At 63.3% G+C, this 23195-nt stretch carries 19 protein-coding genes and 3 tRNA genes; 18 read left to right on the top strand and 4 right to left on the bottom strand.

The window, feature by feature from the left end; translation table 11 throughout:
• Positions 1-60: 60 nt before the first annotated feature.
• Complete coding sequence (locus tag REH34_RS06860; protein WP_311971188.1) at positions 61-951, bottom strand: LysR family transcriptional regulator; 891 nt, start codon at positions 949-951, stop codon at positions 61-63.
• A gap of 131 nt (positions 952-1082) precedes the next feature.
• On the opposite strand from REH34_RS06860, the gene leuC reads away from it, so the two are divergent.
• The 18 genes from leuC (at position 1083) to REH34_RS06770 (ending at position 18918) form a co-directional block, all read left to right on the top strand.
• Positions 1083-2516, top strand: a complete 1434-nt coding sequence (gene leuC / locus REH34_RS06855; protein ID WP_311971187.1) for a 3-isopropylmalate dehydratase large subunit — start codon at positions 1083-1085, stop codon at positions 2514-2516.
• Positions 2513-3154, top strand: a complete 642-nt coding sequence (gene leuD / locus REH34_RS06850) for a 3-isopropylmalate dehydratase small subunit (RefSeq protein WP_311971186.1) — start codon at positions 2513-2515, stop codon at positions 3152-3154. The genes leuC and leuD overlap by 4 nt, the downstream gene beginning before the upstream one ends.
• 83 nt (positions 3155-3237) lie before the next feature.
• A complete protein-coding gene (gene leuB, locus REH34_RS06845; protein ID WP_226505301.1) occupies positions 3238-4320 on the top strand; it encodes a 3-isopropylmalate dehydrogenase in 1083 nt (360 codons plus the stop codon).
• 57 nt (positions 4321-4377) lie between these two features.
• A complete protein-coding gene (gene asd / locus REH34_RS06840; RefSeq protein ID WP_226505302.1) occupies positions 4378-5490 on the top strand; it encodes an aspartate-semialdehyde dehydrogenase in 1113 nt (370 codons plus the stop codon).
• A gap of 150 nt (positions 5491-5640) precedes the next feature.
• A complete protein-coding gene (locus REH34_RS06835; protein ID WP_311971185.1) occupies positions 5641-6642 on the top strand; it encodes an aspartate-semialdehyde dehydrogenase in 1002 nt (333 codons plus the stop codon).
• 69 nt (positions 6643-6711) lie between these two features.
• On the top strand, positions 6712-9366 hold the full coding sequence (locus REH34_RS06830; protein ID WP_311971184.1) for a FimV/HubP family polar landmark protein: 2655 nt from the start codon (positions 6712-6714) through the stop codon (positions 9364-9366).
• A gap of 151 nt (positions 9367-9517) precedes the next feature.
• The gene (gene truA, locus REH34_RS06825; protein ID WP_226505305.1) at positions 9518-10372 is read left to right on the top strand and encodes a tRNA pseudouridine(38-40) synthase TruA; all 855 of its coding nucleotides are present in this window, start codon (positions 9518-9520) and stop codon (positions 10370-10372) included.
• Positions 10373-10432: 60 nt separating this feature from the next.
• Positions 10433-11089: a phosphoribosylanthranilate isomerase gene (locus tag REH34_RS06820; RefSeq protein ID WP_311971183.1), complete on the top strand. Its 657-nt coding sequence runs from the start codon at positions 10433-10435 to the stop codon at positions 11087-11089.
• Between the two features lie 131 nt (positions 11090-11220).
• Positions 11221-12141: an acetyl-CoA carboxylase, carboxyltransferase subunit beta gene (accD, locus tag REH34_RS06815; RefSeq protein WP_226505307.1), complete on the top strand. Its 921-nt coding sequence runs from the start codon at positions 11221-11223 to the stop codon at positions 12139-12141.
• Positions 12138-13445 carry a bifunctional tetrahydrofolate synthase/dihydrofolate synthase gene (folC, locus tag REH34_RS06810; protein ID WP_311971182.1) on the top strand — a complete coding sequence of 436 codons (1308 nt, stop codon included), beginning with the start codon at positions 12138-12140 and terminating at the stop codon, positions 13443-13445. Before accD ends, folC begins: the two co-directional genes overlap by 4 nt.
• Complete coding sequence (locus REH34_RS06805; protein ID WP_311971181.1) at positions 13429-14151, top strand: SPOR domain-containing protein; 723 nt, start codon at positions 13429-13431, stop codon at positions 14149-14151. The genes folC and REH34_RS06805 overlap by 17 nt, the downstream gene beginning before the upstream one ends.
• Before the next feature lie 195 nt (positions 14152-14346).
• Entirely contained in the window at positions 14347-14907 is a 561-nt protein-coding gene (locus REH34_RS06800; RefSeq protein ID WP_311971180.1) for a CvpA family protein, read from the top strand.
• A 41-nt stretch (positions 14908-14948) separates the two neighbouring features.
• A complete protein-coding gene (gene purF / locus REH34_RS06795) occupies positions 14949-16454 on the top strand; it encodes an amidophosphoribosyltransferase (RefSeq protein WP_226505311.1) in 1506 nt (501 codons plus the stop codon).
• An 11-nt stretch (positions 16455-16465) separates the two neighbouring features.
• On the top strand, positions 16466-17677 hold the full coding sequence (locus tag REH34_RS06790; protein WP_226505312.1) for an O-succinylhomoserine sulfhydrylase: 1212 nt from the start codon (positions 16466-16468) through the stop codon (positions 17675-17677).
• Complete coding sequence (locus REH34_RS06785; RefSeq protein WP_226505313.1) at positions 17674-18450, top strand: SDR family oxidoreductase; 777 nt, start codon at positions 17674-17676, stop codon at positions 18448-18450. The genes REH34_RS06790 and REH34_RS06785 overlap by 4 nt, the downstream gene beginning before the upstream one ends.
• A gap of 84 nt (positions 18451-18534) precedes the next feature.
• Positions 18535-18610, top strand: a tRNA-Val gene (locus REH34_RS06780).
• Positions 18611-18669: 59 nt separating this feature from the next.
• Positions 18670-18746: transfer RNA gene (locus tag REH34_RS06775), tRNA-Asp, on the top strand.
• Positions 18747-18841: 95 nt separating this feature from the next.
• Positions 18842-18918: transfer RNA gene (locus tag REH34_RS06770), tRNA-Asp, on the top strand.
• A gap of 800 nt (positions 18919-19718) precedes the next feature.
• On the opposite strand, the gene REH34_RS06765 is transcribed toward REH34_RS06770, so the two are convergent.
• From REH34_RS06765 to REH34_RS06755, 3 genes are all read right to left on the bottom strand, one after another.
• Positions 19719-20960 (bottom strand): arsenic transporter, encoded by a 1242-nt coding sequence (locus tag REH34_RS06765; protein ID WP_226505891.1) that lies wholly within the window; start codon positions 20958-20960, stop codon positions 19719-19721.
• 9 nt (positions 20961-20969) lie between these two features.
• Positions 20970-22181, bottom strand: a complete 1212-nt coding sequence (locus tag REH34_RS06760) for an MFS transporter (protein ID WP_311971179.1) — start codon at positions 22179-22181, stop codon at positions 20970-20972.
• Between the two features lie 134 nt (positions 22182-22315).
• Positions 22316-23185 carry an oxaloacetate decarboxylase gene (locus tag REH34_RS06755; RefSeq protein ID WP_311971178.1) on the bottom strand — a complete coding sequence of 290 codons (870 nt, stop codon included), beginning with the start codon at positions 23183-23185 and terminating at the stop codon, positions 22316-22318.
• Between the last annotated feature and the right edge of the window lie 10 nt (positions 23186-23195).

Raw genomic sequence — 23195 nt, 5'->3', positions numbered from 1 at the left:
TCGCGAACCTTATTGCTGCCAGTTGCCTGCGCATGAAACCTCAAGTCATGCTTTTCCCACTCAAGCCGGGGCGGCGTCAAGTACCACTTCGGCATCAAGTAGCGCCATGAACGCCCGAGCCGCGTTGGAGAGCGTTCGTTCGGTGTGCAGGATGTAGCCTAGCTGGCGGCGCAGCTGCATGTCGGGTAAGTGAATGGCGGCGACCTGCTCGTCGAGCATGGTGCGCGGCAGGACGCTCCAGGCCAACCCGATGGATACCATCATCTTGATGGTTTCGAGGTAATTGGTGCTCATCGAAATGTTCGGTGCCAGGCCCTGGACCTCGAAATGCCGACGCACGATATGGTGGGTGAAGGTGTTGGTGCCAGGGAATACCGCGGGGTGCCGGGCGATCTCCTCGAGGCTGACCTGGGGCTGGGTCGCCAACTGATGCTCGGCCGAGACCACGAAGTCCAGCGGGTCGTCCCACACCGGGATAGCCTTTACCAGGGGGTGCGGGTCCGGGGCGAGGGTGATGACCGCCAGTTCCGCGCGGCCGTGAAGGATTTCCTCGTAAGCGGTCTCGGAGTCGAGAAACTGGATGTCCAGGGCCACCGCCGGATACCGCCGGGTAAAAGCCCGCAGGACTGGGGGCAGGCGATGCAGGCCGATGTGATGGCTGGTGGCGAGGGTCAGGCGGCCGCTGACTTCGCCGGTCAGGTTGGTCAGTGCGCGGCGGGTGTCGTCCAGTACATTGAGGATCTGGTAGGCGCGGGGCAACAGGGCGCGCCCGGCCTCCGTCAGGCTGACTTCGCGCCCAAGCCGGTCGAACAGGCGTACATTGAGTTGCTGTTCGAGGCTGGCGATGCGTTTGCTGACGGCCGGTTGGGTCAGATGCAGACGTTCCCCGGCGCCGGAGAAGCTGCCGTACTCGGCGATGGCGATGAAGGCATTTAGATTGGCGAAGTCCACCGGCTCGAATTCCTTTTGGTTATCCAAAGCATAAAAATTATGAATTTGAGTTATCCAATCTAACCTCTTACCATCTACCCCACAAGCCAAGTGGTTATTGGCGCAGAAAGAAGCTGATGAGGAACCGTCTGATGGCTGGCAAAACGCTCTACGACAAGCTCTGGGATTCGCACTTGGTCAAACAGCGCGACGATGGCTCGGCGCTGATTTATATCGATCGTCACATCATTCACGAAGTGACCTCGCCGCAGGCCTTCGAAGGCCTGCGCCTGGCCGGGCGCAAGCCCTGGCGCATCGACGCCAACATCGCCACGCCGGACCACAACGTGCCGACCACACCGGAGCGCAAGGGCGGAATCGAAGCCATCGCCGACCAGGTCTCGCGCCTGCAAGTGCAGACCCTCGACGACAACTGCGACGAATACGGCATCACCGAATTCAAGATGAACGACGTGCGCCAAGGCATCGTCCATGTCATCAGCCCGGAGCAGGGCGCGACCTTGCCGGGCATGACGGTGGTCTGCGGTGACTCGCATACCTCGACCCACGGCGCCTTCGGGGCCCTGGCCCACGGCATCGGCACTTCCGAGGTCGAGCACGTGCTTGCCACCCAGTGTCTGGTCGCCAAGAAGATGAAAAACATGCTGGTCAGCGTCGAAGGCCAATTGCCGGCCGGCGTGACCGCCAAAGACATCGTCCTGGCCGTGATCGGCAAGATTGGCACCGCTGGCGGTAACGGCCATGCCATCGAGTTCGCCGGCAGCGCCATCCGCGACCTGTCGGTCGAAGGCCGCATGACCATCTGCAACATGTCCATCGAAGCCGGCGCCCGTGTGGGCCTGGTGGCGGCGGACGAAAAAACCGTGGCCTACGTCGAAGGCCGTCCGTTCGCGCCCAAGGGCGAGGACTGGACCAAGGCAGTAGAAGCCTGGAAAGACCTGGTCACCGACGCCGACGCGGTGTTCGACACCGTGGTCGAACTCGACGCTACGCAGATCAAGCCGCAAGTCAGCTGGGGTACTTCGCCCGAGATGGTCCTGGCTGTCGATCAGAACGTGCCGGACCCAGCCCAGGAGCGTGATCTGATCAAGCGTGGCTCCATCGAGCGCGCCCTCAAATACATGGGCCTGACCGCCAATCAGGCGATCACCGATATCCAGCTCGATCGCGTGTTCATCGGCTCGTGCACCAACTCGCGCATCGAAGACCTGCGCGCCGCCGCCGAGATCGCCAAGGGCCGCAAGGTCGCCGCGACCATCAAGCAGGCCATCGTGGTGCCCGGCTCGGGCCTGGTGAAAGCCCAGGCCGAAAAAGAAGGGCTGGACAAGATCTTCGTCGAAGCCGGTTTCGAATGGCGTGAACCCGGCTGCTCGATGTGCCTGGCAATGAACCCTGACCGCCTGGAGTCGGGCGAGCATTGTGCATCGACCAGCAACCGCAACTTCGAAGGCCGTCAGGGCGCCGGTGGCCGTACCCACCTGGTGAGCCCGGCCATGGCCGCCGCCGCTGCCGTCACCGGCCGCTTTATCGATGTGCGCGAATTGACTCAGGGGAACGCAGCATGAAAGCCTTTACTCAAGTCACCGGCCTGGTCGTGCCTCTGGATCGCGCCAACGTCGACACCGACCAGATCATTCCCAAGCAGTTCTTGAAGTCGATCAAGCGCACTGGTTTCGGTCCCAACCTGTTCGACGAATGGCGCTACCTCGACGTGGGCCAGCCCTACCAGGACAACTCCAAGCGCCCGCTGAACAAGGACTTCGTCCTCAACCACGAGCGTTACCAAGGCGCCAGCGTGCTGCTGGCCCGGGAGAACTTCGGTTGCGGTTCGAGCCGCGAGCACGCCCCATGGGCCCTGGACGAGTACGGCTTTCGCTGCGTGATCGCGCCGAGCTATGCCGATATCTTCTTCAACAACAGCTTCAAGAACGGTCTGCTGCCGATCATTCTCAGCGACGCCGAAGTCGATGAGCTGTTCAAGCAGGTCGAAGCCAACCCGGGTTATCAGCTGCAGGTCGATCTGGCCAGCCAGACCGTCACTCGCCCCGATGGCCAGACGCACAAGTTCGAGATCGACGAGTTCCGCAAGCATTGCCTGCTCAACGGCCTCGATGACATCGGCTTGACCCTGATGGATGGCGACGCGATCGCCACCTTCGAGAGCAAGCATCGCGCCAGCCAGCCGTGGCTGTTCCGCGACTAAGGTCAAAAGCTTCGCGGGCAAGCCCTCCCAGTCGATGAACATGTCATGAAACGCTTCAAATTCAGCAGAACAACGAGGAACCCATGAGCAAGCAGATTCTGATTCTCCCAGGCGACGGTATCGGTCCGGAAATCATGGCCGAAGCGGTCAAGGTGCTGGAGTTGGCCAACGACAAGTACACCTTGGGCTTCGCCCTGCAGCATGACGTGATCGGTGGCGCCGCCATCGACAAGCACGGCGTGCCGCTGGCCGACGAGACCCTTGAGCGTGCCCGTGCCGCCGACGCCGTGCTGCTGGGCGCCGTGGGCGGTCCGAAATGGGACAAGATCGAACGCGACATCCGTCCGGAACGCGGTCTGCTGAAAATCCGTGCGCAACTGGGCCTGTTCGGCAACCTGCGTCCGGCCATCCTCTACCCGCAACTGGCCGAGGCCTCCAGCCTCAAGCCGGAAGTGGTCGCGGGCCTGGACATCCTCATCGTTCGCGAGCTGACCGGCGGCATCTACTTCGGCGCGCCGCGCGGCACCCGTGTCCTGGAAAACGGCGAGCGCCAGGGTTACGACACCCTGCCGTACAGCGAGAGCGAGATCCGCCGTATCGCCGTGGTCGGCTTTGAAAGCGCGCAAAAGCGCGCCAAGAAGCTCTGCTCGGTGGACAAGGCCAACGTCCTGGCCTCCAGCCAGTTGTGGCGTGAAGTGGTCGAAGAAGTGGCCAAGGACTACCCGGACGTCGAACTCAGCCACATGTACGTCGACAACGCCGCCATGCAGCTCGTGCGTGCGCCCAAGCAATTTGACGTGATCGTCACTGACAACATGTTTGGCGACATTCTGTCGGATCAGGCTTCCATGCTCACCGGTTCTATCGGCATGCTGCCGTCGGCGTCGCTGGATTCGAGCAATAAAGGCATGTACGAGCCATGCCACGGTTCGGCGCCGGACATCGCGGGCAAGGGCATTGCCAACCCGTTGGCGACCATTCTGTCGGTGTCGATGATGCTGCGTTACAGCTTCAACCAGCAGGCAGCGGCCGACGCCATCGAGAAGGCCGTGAGCCTGGTGCTCGACCAGGGCCTGCGCACTGGCGACATCTGGAGCGAAGGCTGTGCCAAGGTCGGTACACAGGAAATGGGCGATGCTGTAGTCGCCGCGCTGCGGAATCTGTAATCTCTTGGGCCCGCTGCAACAGGCAGCGGCCCACTTTTTGTTGAAGGTGTAGTTGCGATGAAACGTGTAGGTCTGATCGGTTGGCGTGGAATGGTCGGTTCCGTGCTTATGCAGCGGATGCTCGAAGAAGGTGATTTCGACCTGATCGAGCCGGTGTTCTTCACCACTTCCAATGTGGGCGGCCAAGGCCCTGCAGTGGGCAAGGATATTGCTCCGCTCAAGGACGCTTACAGCATCGACGAACTGAAAACCCTGGACGTGATCCTCACCTGCCAAGGCGGCGACTACACCAGCGAAGTGTTCCCCAAGCTGCGTGAAGCCGGCTGGCAGGGTTACTGGATCGATGCTGCCTCGAGCCTGCGCATGCAGGATGATGCGGTCATCGTCCTCGATCCGGTCAACCGCCGGGTCATCGACCAGCAACTGGATGCCGGTACCAGGAATTTCATTGGCGGCAACTGCACCGTCAGCTTGATGCTGATGGGCCTGGGCGGCCTGTTCGAGGCCGGTCTGGTGGAATGGATGAGTGCCATGACCTACCAGGCCGCTTCGGGTGCCGGCGCGCAGAACATGCGCGAGCTGATCAAGCAGATGGGCGCGACCCACGCGGCCGTCGCCGATGAACTGGCCAATCCGGCCAGCGCCATCCTCGACATCGACCGCAAAGTGGCCGAAGCCATGCGCAGCGAGGCCTACCCGACCGAGAATTTCGGCGTGCCCCTGGCCGGCAGCCTGATTCCCTGGATCGACAAGGAACTGCCGAACGGCCAGAGCCGTGAAGAATGGAAGGCCCAGGCCGAGACCAACAAGATCCTCGGTCGCTTCAAGAGCCCGATCCCGGTCGACGGTATCTGCGTGCGCATCGGTGCCATGCGTTGCCACAGCCAGGCGCTGACCATCAAGCTCAACAAGGATGTGCCGATCGCCGACATCGAAGGCATGATCAGCCAGCACAACCCTTGGGTGAAACTGGTACCCAACCAGCGTGAAATCAGCATGCAGGAACTGTCGCCGACCAAGGTGACCGGCACGTTGAACATTCCGGTAGGGCGTCTGCGCAAGCTGAACATGGGTTCGCAGTACCTGGGCGCGTTCACCGTTGGTGACCAGCTGCTGTGGGGCGCGGCCGAACCGCTGCGCCGCATGTTGCGGATCCTGCTGGAGCGTTGATCGCTGCTGTATGACAAATAGCCCGCGCCTCCCCGGAGTCGCGGGTTTTTTTGTGGCGAATTTGCTGGGGGCTGCAAGTGGACGCGGGATTTCCAATCCACTCCCATTCCCGATAAAGTGCCGCCCCCTGTAACGCTCGAGGATTAGCCCATGACCCAGACTTTCGATATCGCCATCGTCGGCGCCACCGGCACGTTGGGCGAAACCCTGGTGCAGGTCCTTGAAGAGCGCGACTTCCCGGTAGGGGCCCTGCATTTGCTGGCCAGCAGCGAGTCGGCCGGCGCTTCGGTGGCGTTCCGCGGCAAGAACGTGCGGGTGCGCGAGGTCGATGATTTCAACTTCGCCCAGGTGCGCTTGGTGTTCTTTGCCGCCGGCCCGGCGGTAAGCCGCAGCTTCAGTGAGCGCGCGCGCGCGGCGGGTTGCACGATCATCGATCTGGCTGCCGACGCCGGTGTACCGAATCTGGTGCCAGAGGCCAACAGCCAGCGTTTGGCAGATCTGCCCACGCCGGTGCATATCGCCAGCCCTGGCTCCACCGCCGTCGCGCTGGCCGTATTGCTGGCCCCATTGCGCGAGCACCTGCAATTGCAGCAGGTCACGGTCACCGCTTGCCTGGCGATCTCTGCCCTGGGCCGTGAAGCCGTCAGCGAGCTGGCCCGGCAAACCGCCGAGTTGCTCAATGTCCGCCCGCTGGAGCCGCGTTTTTTCGACCGGCAGGTGGCCTTCAACGTGCTGCCTCAGGTCGGCAAGCCGGACACCCAAGGCCATCTGAATATTGAAAGACGTGTGGTCAGCGAATTGCGCGAATTGCTGGATATGCCTTTACTGAAGGTTTCAGTCAGTTGCATCCAGGTGCCGGTGTTCTTTGGCGACAGCTTTACCGTTTCATTGCGCACTGGCGGCCCGGTCGATCTGGCCAAAGTGACCGCCGCGCTGGATTGCGCGGCCAGTATCGAGCGGGTTGAAAACGACGATTTCCCGACCCCGGTAGGCGATGCCGTGGGGCAGGATGTGGTCTATGTCGGCCGTTTGCGCACGGGCGTCGATGACCCGGATGAATTGAATTTGTGGGCCACCGTCGACAACGTCCGCAAAGGTGGCGCACTCAACGCTGTGCAGTTGGCTGAATTGTTGATAAAAGACCTTGTGTAAAAGATACTTGGCAACACTTTGTATAAAGTATCTCGCTTGCCGAGGAATGTTCAGACAAGGATTGAGACCATGGTTCACGTTCGCAAACTGGTGTTAGCAATAGCCGCCGCTTCGGCGTTGTCATCCGGTATGGCGCAGGCGCTGGTGCTGGGCGAACTGACCCTGAAGTCAACGGCCAATCAACCGTTGCTGGCCGAGATCGAGCTGCGCGACGTGCGCGACCTTACAGCCGCCGAGGTGGTGCCGACGCTGGCGCCGCCAGACGCCTTCGCCAAGGCCGGGGTGAGCCGCGACGGTTATCTCAATGACCTGGTGTTCACGCCGGTCATCAATGCCACTGGCCGCAGCGTCATCCGCGTGACGTCGAGCCAGCCGTTGTCGGCGCCGATGGTCAAGTTCCTCGTGCAAGTGGTCTATCCTGCCGGTCGGCTGATGCGTGACTACAGCGTGCTGGTCGACCCGGCGCGCTTCTCGCCGCAAGCCGCCGCCGCGCAGAACGCGCCACGCCCGGCGGTCACGGGCGCCAACGCTACCAGCCAGTACACCACCACCGCCCGCGATACCCTGTGGGAAATCGCGGCGCGCTATCGCAACGGCGCGTCGGTGCAGCAGACCATGCTGGCGATTCAGGCACTCAACCCGGACGCCTTTATCGACGCCAACATCAACCGTCTCAAGTCCGGCCAGGTCCTGCGTCTGCCAGACGGCCAGCAAGCCACCGCGCTGCCGCAAAACGATGCCATCGCCGAAGTGGCCAAGCAGAACGCTGCCTGGCGTGATGGCCGGCGCCTGGGGCCACGCGCGCAACAGCTCGATGCCACTCGCCGTGGATCGGGCAATGCCGCGCCCGATGCCAACGCTCAACAAGACAAGCTCAGCCTGGTTTCGGGCGCCCGTTCCAACGGCAAGGGCGCCGCCGGGGACGCGCGAGCGCTGAACGACAAGCTGGCGACCACTCAAGAAGATCTCGACGCCACGCGCCGTAACAACGACGAGCTGAAAAGCCGCAATGGCGATCTGCAAGGCCAGATCGACAAACTGCAAAAACTGATTCAGCTCAAGAACGACCAACTGGCTCGTTTGCAAGCGGCCGGCATCGACGTCAATGCCGGTAGCGCGGCGGGTGCTGCAGCCGGTGCAGCGGCCGCAGGCGCGGCGACGCCCGGCAGCACTGCGCCCGCTACCCCGGCCACGCCGCCTGGCGGCGAGGGTGCCGTGGCCCCCGGCACTGCGCCAGGTGCTGCGCCGACAGCGCCGATCGATGCCACCCTGACGCCTGGCGCGCCAGCTGCGCCAAGCGCTGCGCCAGCCACGCCAACGCCCGCCACCGAAACACCCGTCGTCGTGCCCGCCGAGGCCCAGCCCGGCGTGCTCGACAAGATGCGCAGCAACCCCATCCTCTACGGCCTGATCGCCGGGGGCGTGGTGTTGCTGCTGTTGCTGGGTGCACTGCTGCTGGCACGCCGACGCAATGCGTTGGCCGAAGCGGAAAAGCACAAGCGCATGGCGGCAGCGCTGACCGATGAGCCGCTGTATCGCGAAGAAGATTTCGACATGCCTCCGGGCACCTTTGACGGTCTGGAAACTCCGCCTAATGTGCGTCTGACGTCTGCGGCAATGGCTGCGGCAGCTGCCGCGGCACAAGCTTCCGAGCAGCACGAGCAATCCACCAACGCGGTTTACCGTCCGGCGCCGCCTCTGGCGCTCGACACGCCCCCGTCGGTGGCCTCGCTGGTGGTGGCCCCGGCCGCCGATGACGTGTTGCTTGAAGCCGAGCGGGCCATCGATCATGGGCGCCTGAACCACGCCGCGGATATTCTCGAAGCTGCCGTGGCCCGTGAGCCGGAGCGCAGTGATTTGCGTCTCAAGCTGATGGAAGTCTACGCCCAGCAAGGTGACCGCGATGCCTTCGTCGGCGAAGAGCGCCAGTTGGTCGCCAACGGTCGCAATCATGCCGAGGCCGAGGCCCTCAAGGAACGCTACCCAGCCATGCTAGGGGCCGCTGCCTTGGGCTTGAGCGCCGCCGCAGTGGCTGCCGAGCTCGACGCGCAGTACGTCAAGGATCTGCTCAGTGAAGACGATGCCAGCGACGCGCCCGAGCCGATCGGTGATGTCTTCGACACCGACTTCGACCTCAGCCTCGATGGCGTCGACCCTCTCACCGCAACGCCAGACGACGAGTTGGACAGCGCCGACAGCGATTTCGATGCCCTGCTGGCGCGCTCCACCGCCGAGCAACAGGCAGTGGCTGACGAACTGGCGGATTTCGATCTCGACCTCGGCGCCGACGACCCGGCGCCGTCTGCTGTGGACGACCTGGACACTGCCGAGCCGCTGAGCACTCTGGACGAGCCGGCCAGGCCGGTAGTGCCGCCGGTCAAGGAGGAGGTCGACCTGTCCTCCGACTTCGACCTGTCGCTGCCGGATGACGACGATGTCGAGTCGAAGAAATTCGCTTCCGACCTGGATGACGTCAACGCCGAGCTCGATCGCTTGTCCCAGACCATGGCCAAGCCCGGGCTCAGTACCGGTGCCGAGGATCTGGACGATGAGTTCGACTTTCTGGCGGGTACCGATGAGGTCACCACCAAACTCGACCTGGCCCGCGCCTATATCGAGATGCAGGACGCCGACGGCGCCCGCGACATCCTCGACGAGGTGGTCAAGGAAGGCAGCGAAGCGCAACGCACTGAAGCGCGCAAGATGCTCTCCAGCCTGGCTTGACCTGCCTGTACACAGTCCCTGTGCAAGCGCACTCAGAGCTCGCGAAGCGTTTAACGGCTTCGCGAGCAGAGCGCTTTACACAGGGTTCTGTCGTGATCATGGATAAGCCGTATAATCCCCGCCATCAAGCAATCGACAGGCTGTAACCCCCGTGGAATTCATCGACAACTCAGCCGCCGAACGGGCGGCTGACGGCTTTTTCAGAATCGCGCTTGGCGTGGAATACAAAGGCTCGCGCTACAGCGGCTGGCAGCGCCAGGCCTCAGGCGTGAAAACCGTGCAGGAAACCCTCGAGAAGGCGCTGTCCAAGGTCGCCGACTCGCCGGTCTCCTTGATGTGCGCCGGGCGTACCGACGCCGGGGTGCATGCCTGTGGCCAAGTGGTGCATTTCGACACCCAGGCCGAGCGCAGCCTCAAGGCCTGGGTGATGGGCGCCAACATCAATTTGCCCCACGACGTCAGCGTCAGCTGGGCGCGGGTCATGCCGGCGGATTTCCATGCGCGCTTCAAGGCCATCGCCCGGCGATATCGCTATGTGATCTACAACGACCAGATCCGCCCGGCGCATCTGAATGAAGAGATCACCTGGAACCACCGCCCCCTCGACGTGACGCGCATGGCCGAAGCCGCCGAGGCCCTGGTCGGCAGCCATGACTTCAGCGCTTTTCGTGCCGGTCAGTGCCAGGCCAAGTCGCCGATCAAGAAAGTCCACCACCTGCGGGTCACCCAGCACGGCAAGATGATCGTCATCGATATTCGCGCCAACGCCTTCCTGCATCACATGGTGCGCAACATCGCCGGGGTGCTGATGACCATCGGTGCCGGCGAGCGCCCGGTCGACTGGGCGCGAGAAGTGCTGGAAAGCCGCATCCGCCGTACCGGTGGGGTCACGGCGCATCCGTTTGGCCTGTATCTGGTGCAAGTGGAGTACCACGACTGCTTCCCGCTGCCGGAGCGCTACATCGGCCCGCACTTCCTGACGGGCTTCGAAACACTCCCGGGCTGACGCTGCCCTCGGCATTTGCTACCATCCGGGACTTTACCCGTGCGACGAGGTTGTTTGGATATGTCCGCCGTTCGCAGCAAAATCTGCGGTATTACCCGCATAGAGGACGCACTGGCCGCTGCCGAGGCTGGCGCCGACGCCATTGGCCTGGTGTTCTACGCCAAGAGCCCGCGGGCGGTCACGGCGGTGCAGGCGCGCGAGATCGTCGCTGCGCTGCCGCCCTTCGTGACCACGGTGGGCCTGTTCGTCAACGCCAGCCGCTGCGAGCTCAACGAAATCCTCGAGGTGGTGCCGCTCGATCTGCTGCAGTTCCATGGCGATGAAACCCCGGCCGATTGCGAGGGCTATCATCGCCCCTGGATCAAGGCGCTGCGGGTGCGCCCGGGGGACGATCTGGAGGCCGCCTGCAAGCTGTACCATGGCGCGCAGGGCATTTTGCTCGACACCTTCGTGGCCGGCGTGCCCGGCGGCACGGGTGAGGCGTTCGACTGGTCGCTGGTACCCGAGCACCTGAGCAAGCCGATCATCCTGGCGGGGGGACTCTCGGCGGCTAACGTCGGTGAGGCGATCGCTCGGGTCAAACCTTATGCGGTGGATGTCAGCGGCGGGGTGGAGGCTGCGAAGGGCATCAAGGATCACGACAAGATCGAGGCCTTCATGGCTGCAGTAAAGGGCGCCCGCTCCCACAGGGAAAAGAGTGTGACGGCTGGCCAGTAGCCGCCGTCCACCTGTTTCGCGGCGGAATTTACGCTGCACTGAATTCGCAACACACATGAATACGCTCAAGGGCATACGCGGGACCTCGAAACGCCAGACGTTCGGTCCCCCGGTACTGGAGAAAAGCAAGCATGAGCAACTGGTTGGTAGACAAACTGATCCCTTCGATCATGCGGTCCGAGGTGAAAAAGAGCTCGGTTCCTGAAGGCCTGTGGCACAAATGCCCGTCCTGCGAAGCGGTGCTGTATCGTCCGGAGCTGGAAAAGACCCTGGACGTTTGCCCCAAGTGCAACCACCACATGCGCATCGGCGCGCGTGCACGCTTGGATATCTTCCTCGACGCCGACGGCCGTAACGAGCTGGGTGCCGATCTGGAGCCGGTCGACCGCTTGAAGTTTCGCGACGGCAAGAAGTACAAGGACCGCCTGATCGCCGCGCAAAAGCAGACCGGCGAAAAAGACGCCCTCATCTCCATGAGCGGTACGCTGCTGGGCATGCCAGTGGTGTGCAGCGCCTTTGAATTCTCGTTCATGGGCGGTTCCATGGGCGCCATCGTTGGCGAGCGTTTCGTACGTGCTGCCAACTATGCGTTGGAAAATCGCTGCCCGATGATCTGCTTCGCCGCCTCCGGCGGTGCACGCATGCAGGAAGCGCTGATCTCGCTGATGCAGATGGCCAAGACCTCCGCCGTGCTGGCGCGCCTGCGCGAAGAAGGCATTCCGTTCATCTCGGTATTGACCGACCCGGTCTACGGCGGCGTTTCCGCCAGCCTGGCGATGCTCGGCGATGTGATCGTCGGTGAGCCGAAAGCCCTGATCGGCTTCGCCGGCCCGCGCGTGATCGAACAGACCGTGCGGGAAAAACTGCCCGAAGGCTTCCAGCGCAGCGAATTCCTGCTGGAGCACGGCGCCATCGACATGATCGTTCACCGTCAGGAACTGCGCCCACGCCTGGGCAGCCTGCTGGCACAGATGATGGGCCTGCCGACTCCGGTCTATGTCGCCGCGCCTATCGAACCGATCGTCGTACCGCCGGTGCCTGCCAACGTATGATCCAGCGTGGCCTGGGCGAATGGCTCGCCTATCTCGAGCAGCTGCACCCTTCGGCCATCGACATGGGCCTGGAGCGTTCGCAGCACGTGCTTGATCGATTGCAGCTCGGCGCCTTGGCGCCGCGGGTGATCACCGTCACGGGCACCAACGGCAAGGGCTCGACCTGTGCGTTTCTGGCTTCGCTGCTGCGGGCCCAGGGGCTGCGGGTCGGGGTCTATAGCTCGCCGCACTTGATTCGCTACAACGAGCGGGTGCAGATCGACGGCACCGAAGCGACCGACCAGGCACTGTGCGAAGCCTTTGCTGCCATCGAAGCAGTCCGTGGCGACATCTCCCTGACCTACTTCGAAATGGGCACCCTGGCGGCGTTCTGGCTGTTCGCCCGTGCGGCGCTGGACGCCGTGGTGCTGGAAGTGGGCTTGGGCGGGCGGCTGGATGCGGTCAATCTGATCGACGCCGATCTGTCGCTGATCACCAGTATCGGCATCGACCACAGTGACTGGCTGGGCGACAGCCGTGAATCGGTGGCGTTCGAGAAGGCCGGTATCCTGCGCCAAGGCCGCCCAGCGCTCTGCGGTGATATCGATCCGCCGCAACCCTTGCTCGACAAGATCGCGCAACTGAGCTGCCCGGCGTTTATCCGCGGTCGTCAATACGATGTGCGCATCGGTAGCGATAGCTGGGCCTGGTCGGGGCTGGACGGGGAGGGCGCGCGGGTCGAACTGCTCGACCTGCCGCTGCTTGACCTGCCCATGGAAAACGCCGCATTGGCGTTGCAGGCCTATTGCCTCACAGGCCTTTCCTGGGACGCCACGCAGCTGACCGCCGCATTGCTGCGTACCCGAGTGACCGGGCGCCTGGATCGCCGTGCTTATCAGTGGCAGGGCAAGCGCATCAACGTGCTGCTCGATGTCGGTCACAATCCCCATGCCGCCGAGTATCTGGGCCGTCGCCTGGCAGGGCGCGCGCCTGCTGGCCAGCGCCTGGCCGTGTTCGGCTTGCTGACCGACAAGGATCTCGACGGCGTGCTCGCGCCTTTGGTCGGCGTGGTGCAGAACTGGGCGGTCACGCCCTTGCCGACGCCGCGCAGCCGCCCCGCTGCGCAATTGCAGGAAGCATTGCAGAACCTTGGCGCGTCGGCAGCGTCCTATGGCAGTGTCGCTCACGCGTTGCAGGCTCAGTGCGAGCGTGCGACTGGCGAGGACGAAATCCTCCTGTTCGGATCATTTTTCTGTGTTGGCGAGGCCTTGCAATGGCTTGAGCGCAACGCCCTGGAGGTAGGTGAGCATGGCTCTGCTGGATAACACGTTCAAGCAACGGATGGTGGGCGCGCTGGTGTTGATCGCCCTGGCGGTGATCTTCCTGCCGATGCTGTTTTCGCGTCAGGACGAAATGCGCGAAGTGCGTGTCGATGCGCCGGCCGCGCCCAAGGCCCCGGTGCAGCCACAGGTGCAGGTGCAACCGGTGCAGGTGCCGCAGCAGCAACCCGTCGCCCAGGAACCGATCCCGGAAGACGCCGACATCGCCGAGGAGCAGACCAGCGCACCGCTGCCGCCTGCTGCCAACCAGAATGCCCCCGTCAATGCGCCAGCCAATGTGCCGAAGCCGACCGTCGTAGCGCCCGCCACGGCCAGCAAGCCAAGCATGCCTATCGGCGGTGCTGCGCCGAGCAAGCCTGCGGCCACGCCGGCACCGGCACCGGCAGTGGCCACGGCCGCCAAGCCAGCGGCAGCCCCCTCTCAGGCGCCGACCAAGATCGACCCCAATGGCCTGCCCATTAGCTGGTCGGTGCAGTTGGCGAGCCTGTCCTCGCGCGACGGCGCTGACAATCTGCAGAAGACCCTGCGCACCCAGGGCTATAACGCCTATGTGCGTTCGGCCGATGGCAAGAACCGTGTGTACGTCGGCCCATTGGTCGACCGCGCCGAGGCCGAGCGCCTGCGCGATACGCTCAATCGCCAGCAGAGCCTGAAGGGCTTCGTGGTGCGCTTCGAGCCCGAGCGCGGCTAAAAGCTTCGCGGGCAGAGCCTGCTCTCACAGGGGTAAGCATTCCAATGTGGCTGCGGGGTCTGCCCGCTAAGGGGCCGGCAGCCGCGCCCCTTGATATCGATAGACGCGCTAAATCGCCGCTCTTAACATTCCCCGCTTACCGCAACGCCGCCGCTCTGCTAAAATGCGCCGCCTTAACCGTCTGCGGACTGCACCGTGCCATTTACCTACGTCGATTGGGCGATTATTGCGATAATCGCCATCTCCGCGTTGATCAGTCTGAGCCGAGGCTTCGTCAAAGAGGCCCTGTCGCTGGTCACGTGGATCATCGCCGGTGCGGTGGCGTGGATGTTCGGTGGCGGTCTGGCTCAGTATTTCGAGCCCTATATCCAGACGCCTTCAGCCCGTGTGATTGCCGGGTGCGCCATTCTTTTCGTCGCCACGTTGATTGTCGGGGCGATGGTCAACTATCTGATCAGCGAACTGGTTCGTGTCACCGGCCTGTCCGGGACCGACCGTTTTCTGGGCATGGTCTTCGGCGCGGCGCGCGGGGGCCTGCTGGTCGTGGTCGCGGCCGGGCTGTTGAGCCTGGGCCCGGTACAACAGGATCCATGGTGGCAACAATCGCAGTTGCTGCCCAAGTTTTTATTGGTCGCCGACTGGTCGAAAAACCTCATTCTGGGGATGACCAGCCAGTGGCTCGCCAGCGGAATCAGCTCACCAGTTGATCTTCCGTTCAAGGATCACCTCTTGCCGTCCGTCACCAAAGGGCAGTAAGGGTTGTTCAGTTCAGATTCACTACGTAGGGGTTGGGTCGCATGTGTGGCATCGTCGGTATCGTCGGCAAGTCGAACGTCAATCAGGCGCTGTATGACGCCTTAACCGTTCTCCAGCATCGGGGCCAGGACGCTGCCGGTATTGTAACCAGTCACGATGGCAAGCTGTTCCTGCGCAAGGACAACGGCCTGGTGCGCGACGTCTTCCAGCAGCGCCACATGCAGCGTCTGGTCGGCGCCATGGGCATCGGCCACGTGCGCTATCCAACGGCTGGCAGCTCGACATCCGCCGAAGCGCAGCCGTTCTACGTCAACTCGCCATACGGCATCACCCTGGCGCACAACGGCAACCTGACCAACGTCGAGCAGCTGGCCAAGGAGATCTACGAGTCGGATCTGCGTCACGTCAACACCAACTCCGATTCCGAAGTCCTGCTCAACGTTTTCGCCCATGAACTGGCGGTGCGCGGCAAGCTGCAGCCCACCGAAGAAGACGTGTTCGCTGCCGTCACCGACGTGCACAAGCGCTGCAAGGGCGGTTATGCCGTGGTCGCGATGATCACCGGTTACGGCATCGTCGGTTTCCGCGACCCGCATGCGATACGCCCGATCGTCTTCGGCCAGCGTCATACCGACGAAGGCGTCGAATACATGATCGCCTCCGAAAGCGTCTCGCTGGACGTGCTTGGTTTCACCCTGATCCGCGATCTGGCACCCGGTGAAGCGGTGTACATCACTGAAGACGGCAAGCTCTATACCCGTCAGTGCGCCCCCAACCCGCAGTACGCGCCGTGCATCTTCGAACACGTCTATCTGGCGCGTCCGGACTCGATCATCGACGGCATCTCGGTGTACAAGGCGCGTCTGCGCATGGGCGAGAAGCTGGCCGAGAAAATCCTGCGCGAGCGTCCCGAGCACGACATCGACGTCGTCATCCCTATCCCGGACACCAGCCGTACGGCCGCGCTCGAACTGGCCAACCATCTGGGCGTCAAGTTCCGCGAAGGTTTCGTCAAGAACCGCTACATCGGCCGGACCTTCATCATGCCGGGCCAGGCCGCGCGGAAAAAATCCGTACGCCAGAAGCTCAACGCCATCGAGCTGGAATTTCGCGGCAAGAACGTGATGCTGGTGGACGACTCCATCGTGCGCGGCACCACCTGCAAGCAGATCATCCAGATGGCCCGCGAAGCCGGCGCCAAGAATGTCTACTTCTGCTCGGCCGCTCCGGCGGTACGCTACCCGAACGTCTACGGCATCGACATGCCGAGTGCGCACGAACTCATTGCGCACAACCGCAGCACCCAGGACGTCGCTGACCTGATCGGCGCCGACTGGCTCATCTACCAGGACCTGCCAGACCTGATCGACGCGGTCGGCGGTGGCAAGGTCAAGATCGACAATTTCGATTGCGCGGTGTTCGACGGCAAGTACGTGACCGGTGACATCGATGCGCATTACCTGCACAAGATCGAGCAGGCGCGCAACGATTCCTCCAAGGTCAAGACCCAAGCTGTGAGCGCGATCATCGATCTGTACAACAACTAAGGAGTCGTTGCATGACACAGGAATGGGACGCAGGTCGGCTGGACAGTGATCTGGAGGGCGTCTCGTTCGACACCCTCGCAGTGCGCGCCGGCCAGCACCGCACGCCGGAAGGGGAGCATAGCGATCCGCTGTTCTTCACCTCCAGCTACGTTTTCCGCACGGCTGCCGACGCCGCCGCGCGTTTTGCCGGTGAAGTGCCGGGCAACGTCTATTCGCGCTACACCAACCCCACCGTGCGCTCGTTCGAAGAGCGCATGGCGGCTCTGGAAGGCGCCGAGCAGGCAGTGGGCTTCTCCACCGGCATGGCGGCTATCACCGCCATCGCCATGGGCCTGTGCAGCGCTGGCGATCACGTGCTGATCTCGCAAAGCGTGTTCGGCTCGACCATCAGCCTGTTCGACAAATACTTCAAGCGCTTCGGCATCGAGATCGACTACGTGCCGCTGGTCAATCTCGAAGGCTGGGAAAAGGCTATCAAGCCCAACACCAAGTTCCTCTTCGTCGAGTCGCCTTCAAACCCCTTGGCCGAACTGGTGGACATCGCCGCTCTGGCCGATATTGCCCACGCCAAAGGCACGCTGCTGGTCGTCGACAACTGCTTCAGCACGCCGGCCTTGCAGCAGCCGCTGAAGCTGGGCGCCGATATCGTCGTGCACTCGGCCACCAAGTTCATCGATGGCCAGGGCCGTTGCATGGGCGGTGTGGTCGCCGGTCGTGCCGAGCACATGAAAGAAATGGTCGGCGTGGTCCGTACCGCGGGCGCTTCGCTAAGCCCGTTCAACGCCTGGATCTTCCTCAAGGGCCTCGAGACCCTGAGCCTGCGCATGCGTCAGCATTGCGCCAACGCGCAGACGCTGGCCGAGTGGCTGGAACAGCAGGACGGTATCGAGAAGGTCCACTATTCGGGCTTGCCGAGCCATCCGCAGCACGAACTGGCCAAGCGCCAGACCAAAGGTTTTGGCGGCGTGGTGAGTTTCGAGGTCAAGGGTGGCAAGGCGGGCGCGTGGCGCTTCATCGACGCCACGCGGTTGATCTCGATCACCGCCAACCTGGGTGACAGCAAGACCACCATCACTCACCCTGCCACCACTTCCCACGGCCGCTTGTCGCCGCAGGAACGTGAAGCCGCCGGCATCCGTGACAGCCTGATCCGGGTCGCCGTGGGGCTGGAGGACGTCGCCGACCTGCAAGCCGATCTGGCCCGCGGCCTGGCTGCGCTGTGATCGATTTCGCTCCCGCCGAGCGCGGTCACAATGGCCGCGTCGCGTTGGTGACGGGTGCGGCACGGGGTATCGGCCTGGGCATCGCTGCCTGGCTGATCAGCGAGCAATGGCAAGTGGTGCTCACCGACCTTGACCGTGTGCGCGGCCCCAAGGTCGCCCAGGCGCTGGGCGAGAATGCCTTGTTCATCGCCATGGACGTCGCCGACGAGGCCCAGGTGGCCGCAGGCGTCGCCCAGGTGCTGGGCCAGTTCGGGCGCCTGGATGCGCTGGTGTGCAACGCGGCCATCGCCGATCCGCACAACACCACCCTCGAATCCCTGGATATCGCCCATTGGAACCGCATCATGGCGGTCAACCTCGGCGGCCCGATGCTCTTGGCCAAACACTGCGCGCCGTATCTGCGGGCGCGGTGTGGGGCGATCGTCAATCTGACGTCCACCCGCGCGCGGCAATCGGAGCCTGATACCGAGGCCTACGCGGCGAGCAAGGGCGGACTGGTGGCACTCACCCACGCGCTGGCCATCAGCCTGGGGCCGGAGATTCGCGTCAATGCCGTGAGCCCTGGCTGGATCGACGCCCGGGATGCCGTGGTAAGGCGTGCCGAGCCTCTCAGCGACAGTGATCACGCGCAGCACCCGACGGGGCGTGTGGGCACGGTCGAGGACGTTGCCGGGATGGTCGCATGGCTGCTGTCGCGTCAGGCCGGTTTTGTCACTGGGCAGGAATTTGTCGTCGACGGTGGCATGTCGCGCAAGATGATCTATCAGCCCTGAAAAAGGTTTTTTTAGAAAAACTTCAATCAGAGTATTGACTTAGCATCGCTAGGTGCGTAAATTTCGCGGCCTCAGCGAAGCAAAGGGTGATTAGCTCAGCCGGGAGAGCATCTGCCTTACAAGCAGAGGGTCGGCGGTTCGATCCCGTCATCACCCACCACTTCGTGAGAAAGCAGCATCGCAATATGGGTTGTACCGCTTCAGAAGAAGCACCGACGCGCAGTGGTAGTTCAGTCGGTTAGAATACCGGCCTGTCACGCCGGGGGTCGCGGGTTCGAGTCCCGTCCACTGCGCCATTTTATGTACCAGCTGGATTTATCCGGTTGGCGATTCAAAGGCACCGAAGCCTTGGAGTCACACAGGTTCAAACGGACGCAAGTCCGAGCGATACGCAGCGGTAGTTCAGTCGGTTAGAATACCGGCCTGTCACGCCGGGGGTCGCGGGTTCGAGTCCCGTCCGCTGCGCCATACATAGCTTCAGGGCCCTTGAACTCCTTGAAGCGAAACAGAGAAAGCGGCCTTCGGGTCGCTTTTTTTGTGGGCGCTGGTTAATGGCAAGGCCGAGGCTGGTTCCTGGTTCCTGGTTCCTGGTTCCTGGTTCCTGGTTGCCGCGTTTTGTCATCTGCGTTCGGATTTGGCTTCAGTGCTGGGGTGTCTTGGCTATGGGGCTTTTGGATGGCGTGTTGGTCCTGCTTGCGCTCCAGCCTGTGCGACGCCCAGCATTGGCCCTTCGCTGACGCTCAGGGTACCCGCGTTCCGGCTGCTGAATCGGTGGCACGCCGCGAATCGCCCTCCATGGCTCAGCGCGGCTTCCCCGGCATCCATGCCGGGGAGCCACCGATTCAGCAGCCGGAACGCGGCCTGCTGGAAGGGCGCCGCACAGGCTGGAGCGCAAGCAGGACCAAGCGGAAATCGCGGTGTCTTCAAAACTCAAAGCCAAAAGCCAAAAGCCAAAAGCGAATCGCTGACGCTTTTAAAATCTCGAGGACGCCACAAATATCACTGTTCTGCTTTCGAGTCGGCCTTGGGGTCGCGGCCCCCTTCCAGCAGGCCGCGTTTCGACGCACTGACGAGGGGATAGCCGGCATGGATGCCGGCTAAGCCCCGTTGGGCCACGGAAGGCCCATCGGGGCGTGCCCCTCGTCAGTGCGTCGAAGCGCGGGAACCCTGAGCCAAAGCGAAGGGCCAATGGCGGGGGCCGCGACCCCAAGGCCGGCTCGAAAGCAGAACCACCCCGAATCCCCAGATCGCCCACTTCACTCGAAGGCTTAACGTATCGCCGCCAGCGCCCCCAACAGCGCAGGCGGCATCACCAACGCCCCCAGCTTCAAGAACGTCCACGCGCTCACATGCAGCCCCTCGCGGCGTACGGCGATCAACCACAGCAAGGTCGCCAAGGAACCGGTGATCGACAAATTGGGGCCAAGGTCGACCGCTACCACCAAGGCTGCTGTCGTTTGCCCGGGCAGGCTCGCCAGCTGGCCGACCGAACCGGCGATCAACCCTGCCGGAAGGTTGTTCATCAGGTTCGTGGCGATCGCGACCAATATCCCGGTGCCCCAGGTCGCCTGCGCAGGCGCTTGTCGTGTCCACTGCTCCAGCGCCTTGGCCAGCTCCGCGATCACCCCGGTCATGGCCAACGCCTCCACCAGCACGAACAGCCCCGCCACTAACGGCAGCACAGCCCAGGACACACCCTTGAACACCGCCCATGGCGTACGGCGTTGCAGCACGTGCACCAGCGCTACCGTCAGCAACCCAGCGATGCACGTGGGCAGCCCTAGCGGTTGATCCAGTGCCGACACCACCAGCAGCAACACCGCTGTCACCGCAATGCCCGCCGCCGTCAGCCGTGCGCCCATGGGTAGCGGGCCAAGTGCCGAAACTTCGGCCAATGGTTGACGCAGATGCTTGCGCTGGCTCAGCCGCAACACTCCGTAGGTAAGCACGATCGCCGCCAGCGACGGCAGGCTGAACTGCGCCAGCCAGTCCAGCAACGGCGGCATATGGCGGCCGAAGATCACCAGGTTGGCCGGGTTTGAAATCGGCAGCACGAAGCTCGCGGCGTTGGCGATAAAGGCGCAGATGAACAGATAGGGCAGGGGATCGGCCTTGGCGGCCCGTGTCGCGGCGTATACCGCCGGGGTCAGCACCACAGCTGTGGCGTCATTGGATAAAAACACCGTGACCAGCGTGCCGACGCCGAACACCAGATCGAACAAGCGCTGACTCGAGCCACGGGCGTGCCGCGCGGCCAGGGTCGCCAGCCAGTCGAACAGGCCTTCGCGCCGGGCCATCTCGGCCAGCAGCATCATGCCGATCAGGAACAGATAGACGTCGTCCCCCTTGGTCACCGCGCTCAGCGCCAGCGTTACAGGTACCAGGCCGCTGATGACCAGGATCAGCGCGCCGCCTAGCGCCCAGATGTACTCTGGCACCCTCCATGGCCGCAGGATGACGCCAGCAGTGGCGACGGCGGTGATGCACCAGATGATCAACGGTGAATGCATAGGGCGAACTCAGGAGGCAGTGGGGGATCGATCAAGGGATTCAGGAAGTGCCAACAATAGCAGCACAGCCAATGCGGCAATGCCTGCCAGGGTCAAGAACGCCGCGCTATAGCCCGCTTCTTGCACGACCCAGCCTGCCAGCCCGTTACTCAGTGCCGCGCCCAGGCCGAACGCAGTCGTCACCGCGCCCAGGCTGACGTTGAAGCGCCCGGTACCCGCCGTGAGATCCTTGACCACCAGCGGCAGCAACGCACCGAACAGCCCAGCACCGATGCCGTCGAGCAACTGCACGCCCACCAGCCAGTAGGGGTTATCCGACAGCGTGTAGAGCACGCCGCGGATCGGCAGGATGGCGAACCCAGCCAGCAACAGCGGTTTGCGCCCCCAGCGATCGGCACGGGCGCCCACTAGTAGTGCGGCAGGTACCATCACCAGCTGCGCAGCGACGATGCACGCCGAGGTCAACGGGGTGGCCAGGCTCAGGTCGAACTGCGAGAGCTTCTGGCTCACCAGCGGCAGCATGGCGGCATTGGCCAGGTGAAATAACGCGCAACAAAACGCGAACAACAGCAGCGAGCGATTGCTCAGCAGCACCCGCCAGCCGGAGGCTTGCTCGCCGTGGGCAGGATCGAAGCCCCGCGCCATTTGATGATCGATATCCCCCGGTGCAACGGCCACTACGGCCACGACACTGCAGACCGCCATGATCGCCATCAGGTAGAACACCGCCACCGGCCCGAACAACCAGGCGAAGCCCCCCGCCAGCAGGGCAGCACAGGCATTGCCTGCGTGATTGAAGGTTTCGTTGCGCCCGGTCCGGCGAGTGAAGGCCTTCGGGCCGGTCATGCCCAAGGAGATGGCTGCAATGGCCGGGGCGAAAATCGAGGCCGCCGCCGCGCTGAACGCCTGGGTCAGCGCGACCCAGGTGAAGTCGTTGATGAACGGCAGGATCACGCAACTGCCAGTGACCACCAAAGCGGCCACGGCGACGATCAGGCGCTTGCCGCGGGTGCGGTCGATCAGCGCGCCAGCCGGGGTCTGGGTCACCAACGCGGCCAGGCCGGCAAGGGTCATCACCAGGCCGATGCTGGCAGGTTCCCAATGGTGCACGGCCAACAGGTAGATGGCCAGATAAGGCCCCAGGCCGTCGCGTACATCGGCCAGAAAGAAGTTCAGCGCATCCAGCGCATAGGTGCTGCGAGGCGAGGCGGAGTGGGCCATGATGAGCTCGACGAAGGACGCGTTGAAACTCAGTGTGGCGCTTGGTCCTTTAAGTTCCGTGCGACCGCCCCTCACCTGTGTGAGTGGGCGGGCGCGTCGGGCGGCGAAAGGTCTTCACCGGCTCCCAGCAAACATCACTCATCGACGTGCATGAATTCCCGAGCCCACTCGACGTAGCGTTCCGGGCGCGTATAAACGCGGGTCAATTCAGTCGCGCTGAGGTTCTCGGTGCTGTGCGTCAGGTTGCGTTGCGCGCGCAAGGCATCATAGGTGGCCTTGATGGCCGCGAAATAGGCGCCGTGGCCATCCACGCAGATACGCACACCGAGCTTGGCCAGGCGCGCATCGTCCTGCAGCGCCTTATTGCCGTAGGTCACCAACATCAACGGCACGGTCAGGTTGGCGGCGATTTCTTCCAGATGCTCGAAGTCGCGCACGCCGACCATACAGATACCGTCGGCACCGGCCTTCTGATAGGCCCTGGTGCGGTGAATCACTTCTTCGGTCGACAGCACACCAGCGTTGGTGCGAGCGATGATCGCCAGCTCGGGGTCGACGCGGGCTTCGAGGCCCGCGCGGATCTTGCCGATGCCTTCCTCGACAGAGATCAGGTCGGTGGACTTGCGCCCGAATTGGGCGGGCAGCAGGGTGTCTTCGATGGTCAGCGCGGCGATCCCGGCTCGCTCCAGCTCGGTCACGGTGCGCATCACGTTGAGGGCGTTGCCGTACCCGTGATCGGCGTCGGCGAGTACCGGCAGCTGAGCGACGCGACCAATGCGCGTGGCCTGCTCGACGAATTCGGACAGCGTGATCAGTGCGAAATCCGGTGCACCCAGCACCTGCAGGGAGGCGACCGAGCCGCCGAGAATACCGACCTCAAAGCCGAGGTCGGCGGCGATCCGCGCAGACATCGGATCGAACACGGAAGCGGTGTGATAGCAGGTGTGTGAGGCCAGCAACTCGCGAAAGGCGCTGCGCAATCCCTTGTGGGAAATTCTGGACATGTTTGCTCCT

Origin of the sequence: Pseudomonas baltica (assembly GCF_031880315.1) — a bacterium.
Classification (GTDB): Bacteria; Pseudomonadota; Gammaproteobacteria; order Pseudomonadales; family Pseudomonadaceae; genus Aquipseudomonas.
This window is presented reverse-complemented; position numbering and strand designations above follow the sequence as displayed.

Bases quoted from the DNA above. Each gene is read 5' to 3' on its own strand.
- REH34_RS06805 (WP_311971181.1), top strand. From the start codon at position 13,429: ATGGCTCTGCTGGATAACACGTTCAAGCAACGGATGGTGGGCGCGCTG.
- REH34_RS06820 (WP_311971183.1), top strand. From the start codon at position 10,433: ATGTCCGCCGTTCGCAGCAAAATCTGCGGTATTACCCGCATAGAGGAC.
- leuC (WP_311971187.1), top strand. From the start codon at position 1,083: ATGGCTGGCAAAACGCTCTACGACAAGCTCTGGGATTCGCACTTGGTC.
- leuB (WP_226505301.1), top strand. From the start codon at position 3,238: ATGAGCAAGCAGATTCTGATTCTCCCAGGCGACGGTATCGGTCCGGAA.
- REH34_RS06755 (WP_311971178.1), bottom strand. From the start codon at position 23,185: ATGTCCAGAATTTCCCACAAGGGATTGCGCAGCGCCTTTCGCGAGTTG.
- REH34_RS06765 (WP_226505891.1), bottom strand. From the start codon at position 20,960: ATGCATTCACCGTTGATCATCTGGTGCATCACCGCCGTCGCCACTGCT.
- REH34_RS06790 (WP_226505312.1), top strand. From the start codon at position 16,466: ATGACACAGGAATGGGACGCAGGTCGGCTGGACAGTGATCTGGAGGGC.
- accD (WP_226505307.1), top strand. From the start codon at position 11,221: ATGAGCAACTGGTTGGTAGACAAACTGATCCCTTCGATCATGCGGTCC.
- REH34_RS06760 (WP_311971179.1), bottom strand. From the start codon at position 22,181: ATGGCCCACTCCGCCTCGCCTCGCAGCACCTATGCGCTGGATGCGCTG.
- folC (WP_311971182.1), top strand. From the start codon at position 12,138: ATGATCCAGCGTGGCCTGGGCGAATGGCTCGCCTATCTCGAGCAGCTG.
- leuD (WP_311971186.1), top strand. From the start codon at position 2,513: ATGAAAGCCTTTACTCAAGTCACCGGCCTGGTCGTGCCTCTGGATCGC.
- REH34_RS06830 (WP_311971184.1), top strand. From the start codon at position 6,712: ATGGTTCACGTTCGCAAACTGGTGTTAGCAATAGCCGCCGCTTCGGCG.
- purF (WP_226505311.1), top strand. From the start codon at position 14,949: ATGTGTGGCATCGTCGGTATCGTCGGCAAGTCGAACGTCAATCAGGCG.
- REH34_RS06835 (WP_311971185.1), top strand. From the start codon at position 5,641: ATGACCCAGACTTTCGATATCGCCATCGTCGGCGCCACCGGCACGTTG.
- asd (WP_226505302.1), top strand. From the start codon at position 4,378: ATGAAACGTGTAGGTCTGATCGGTTGGCGTGGAATGGTCGGTTCCGTG.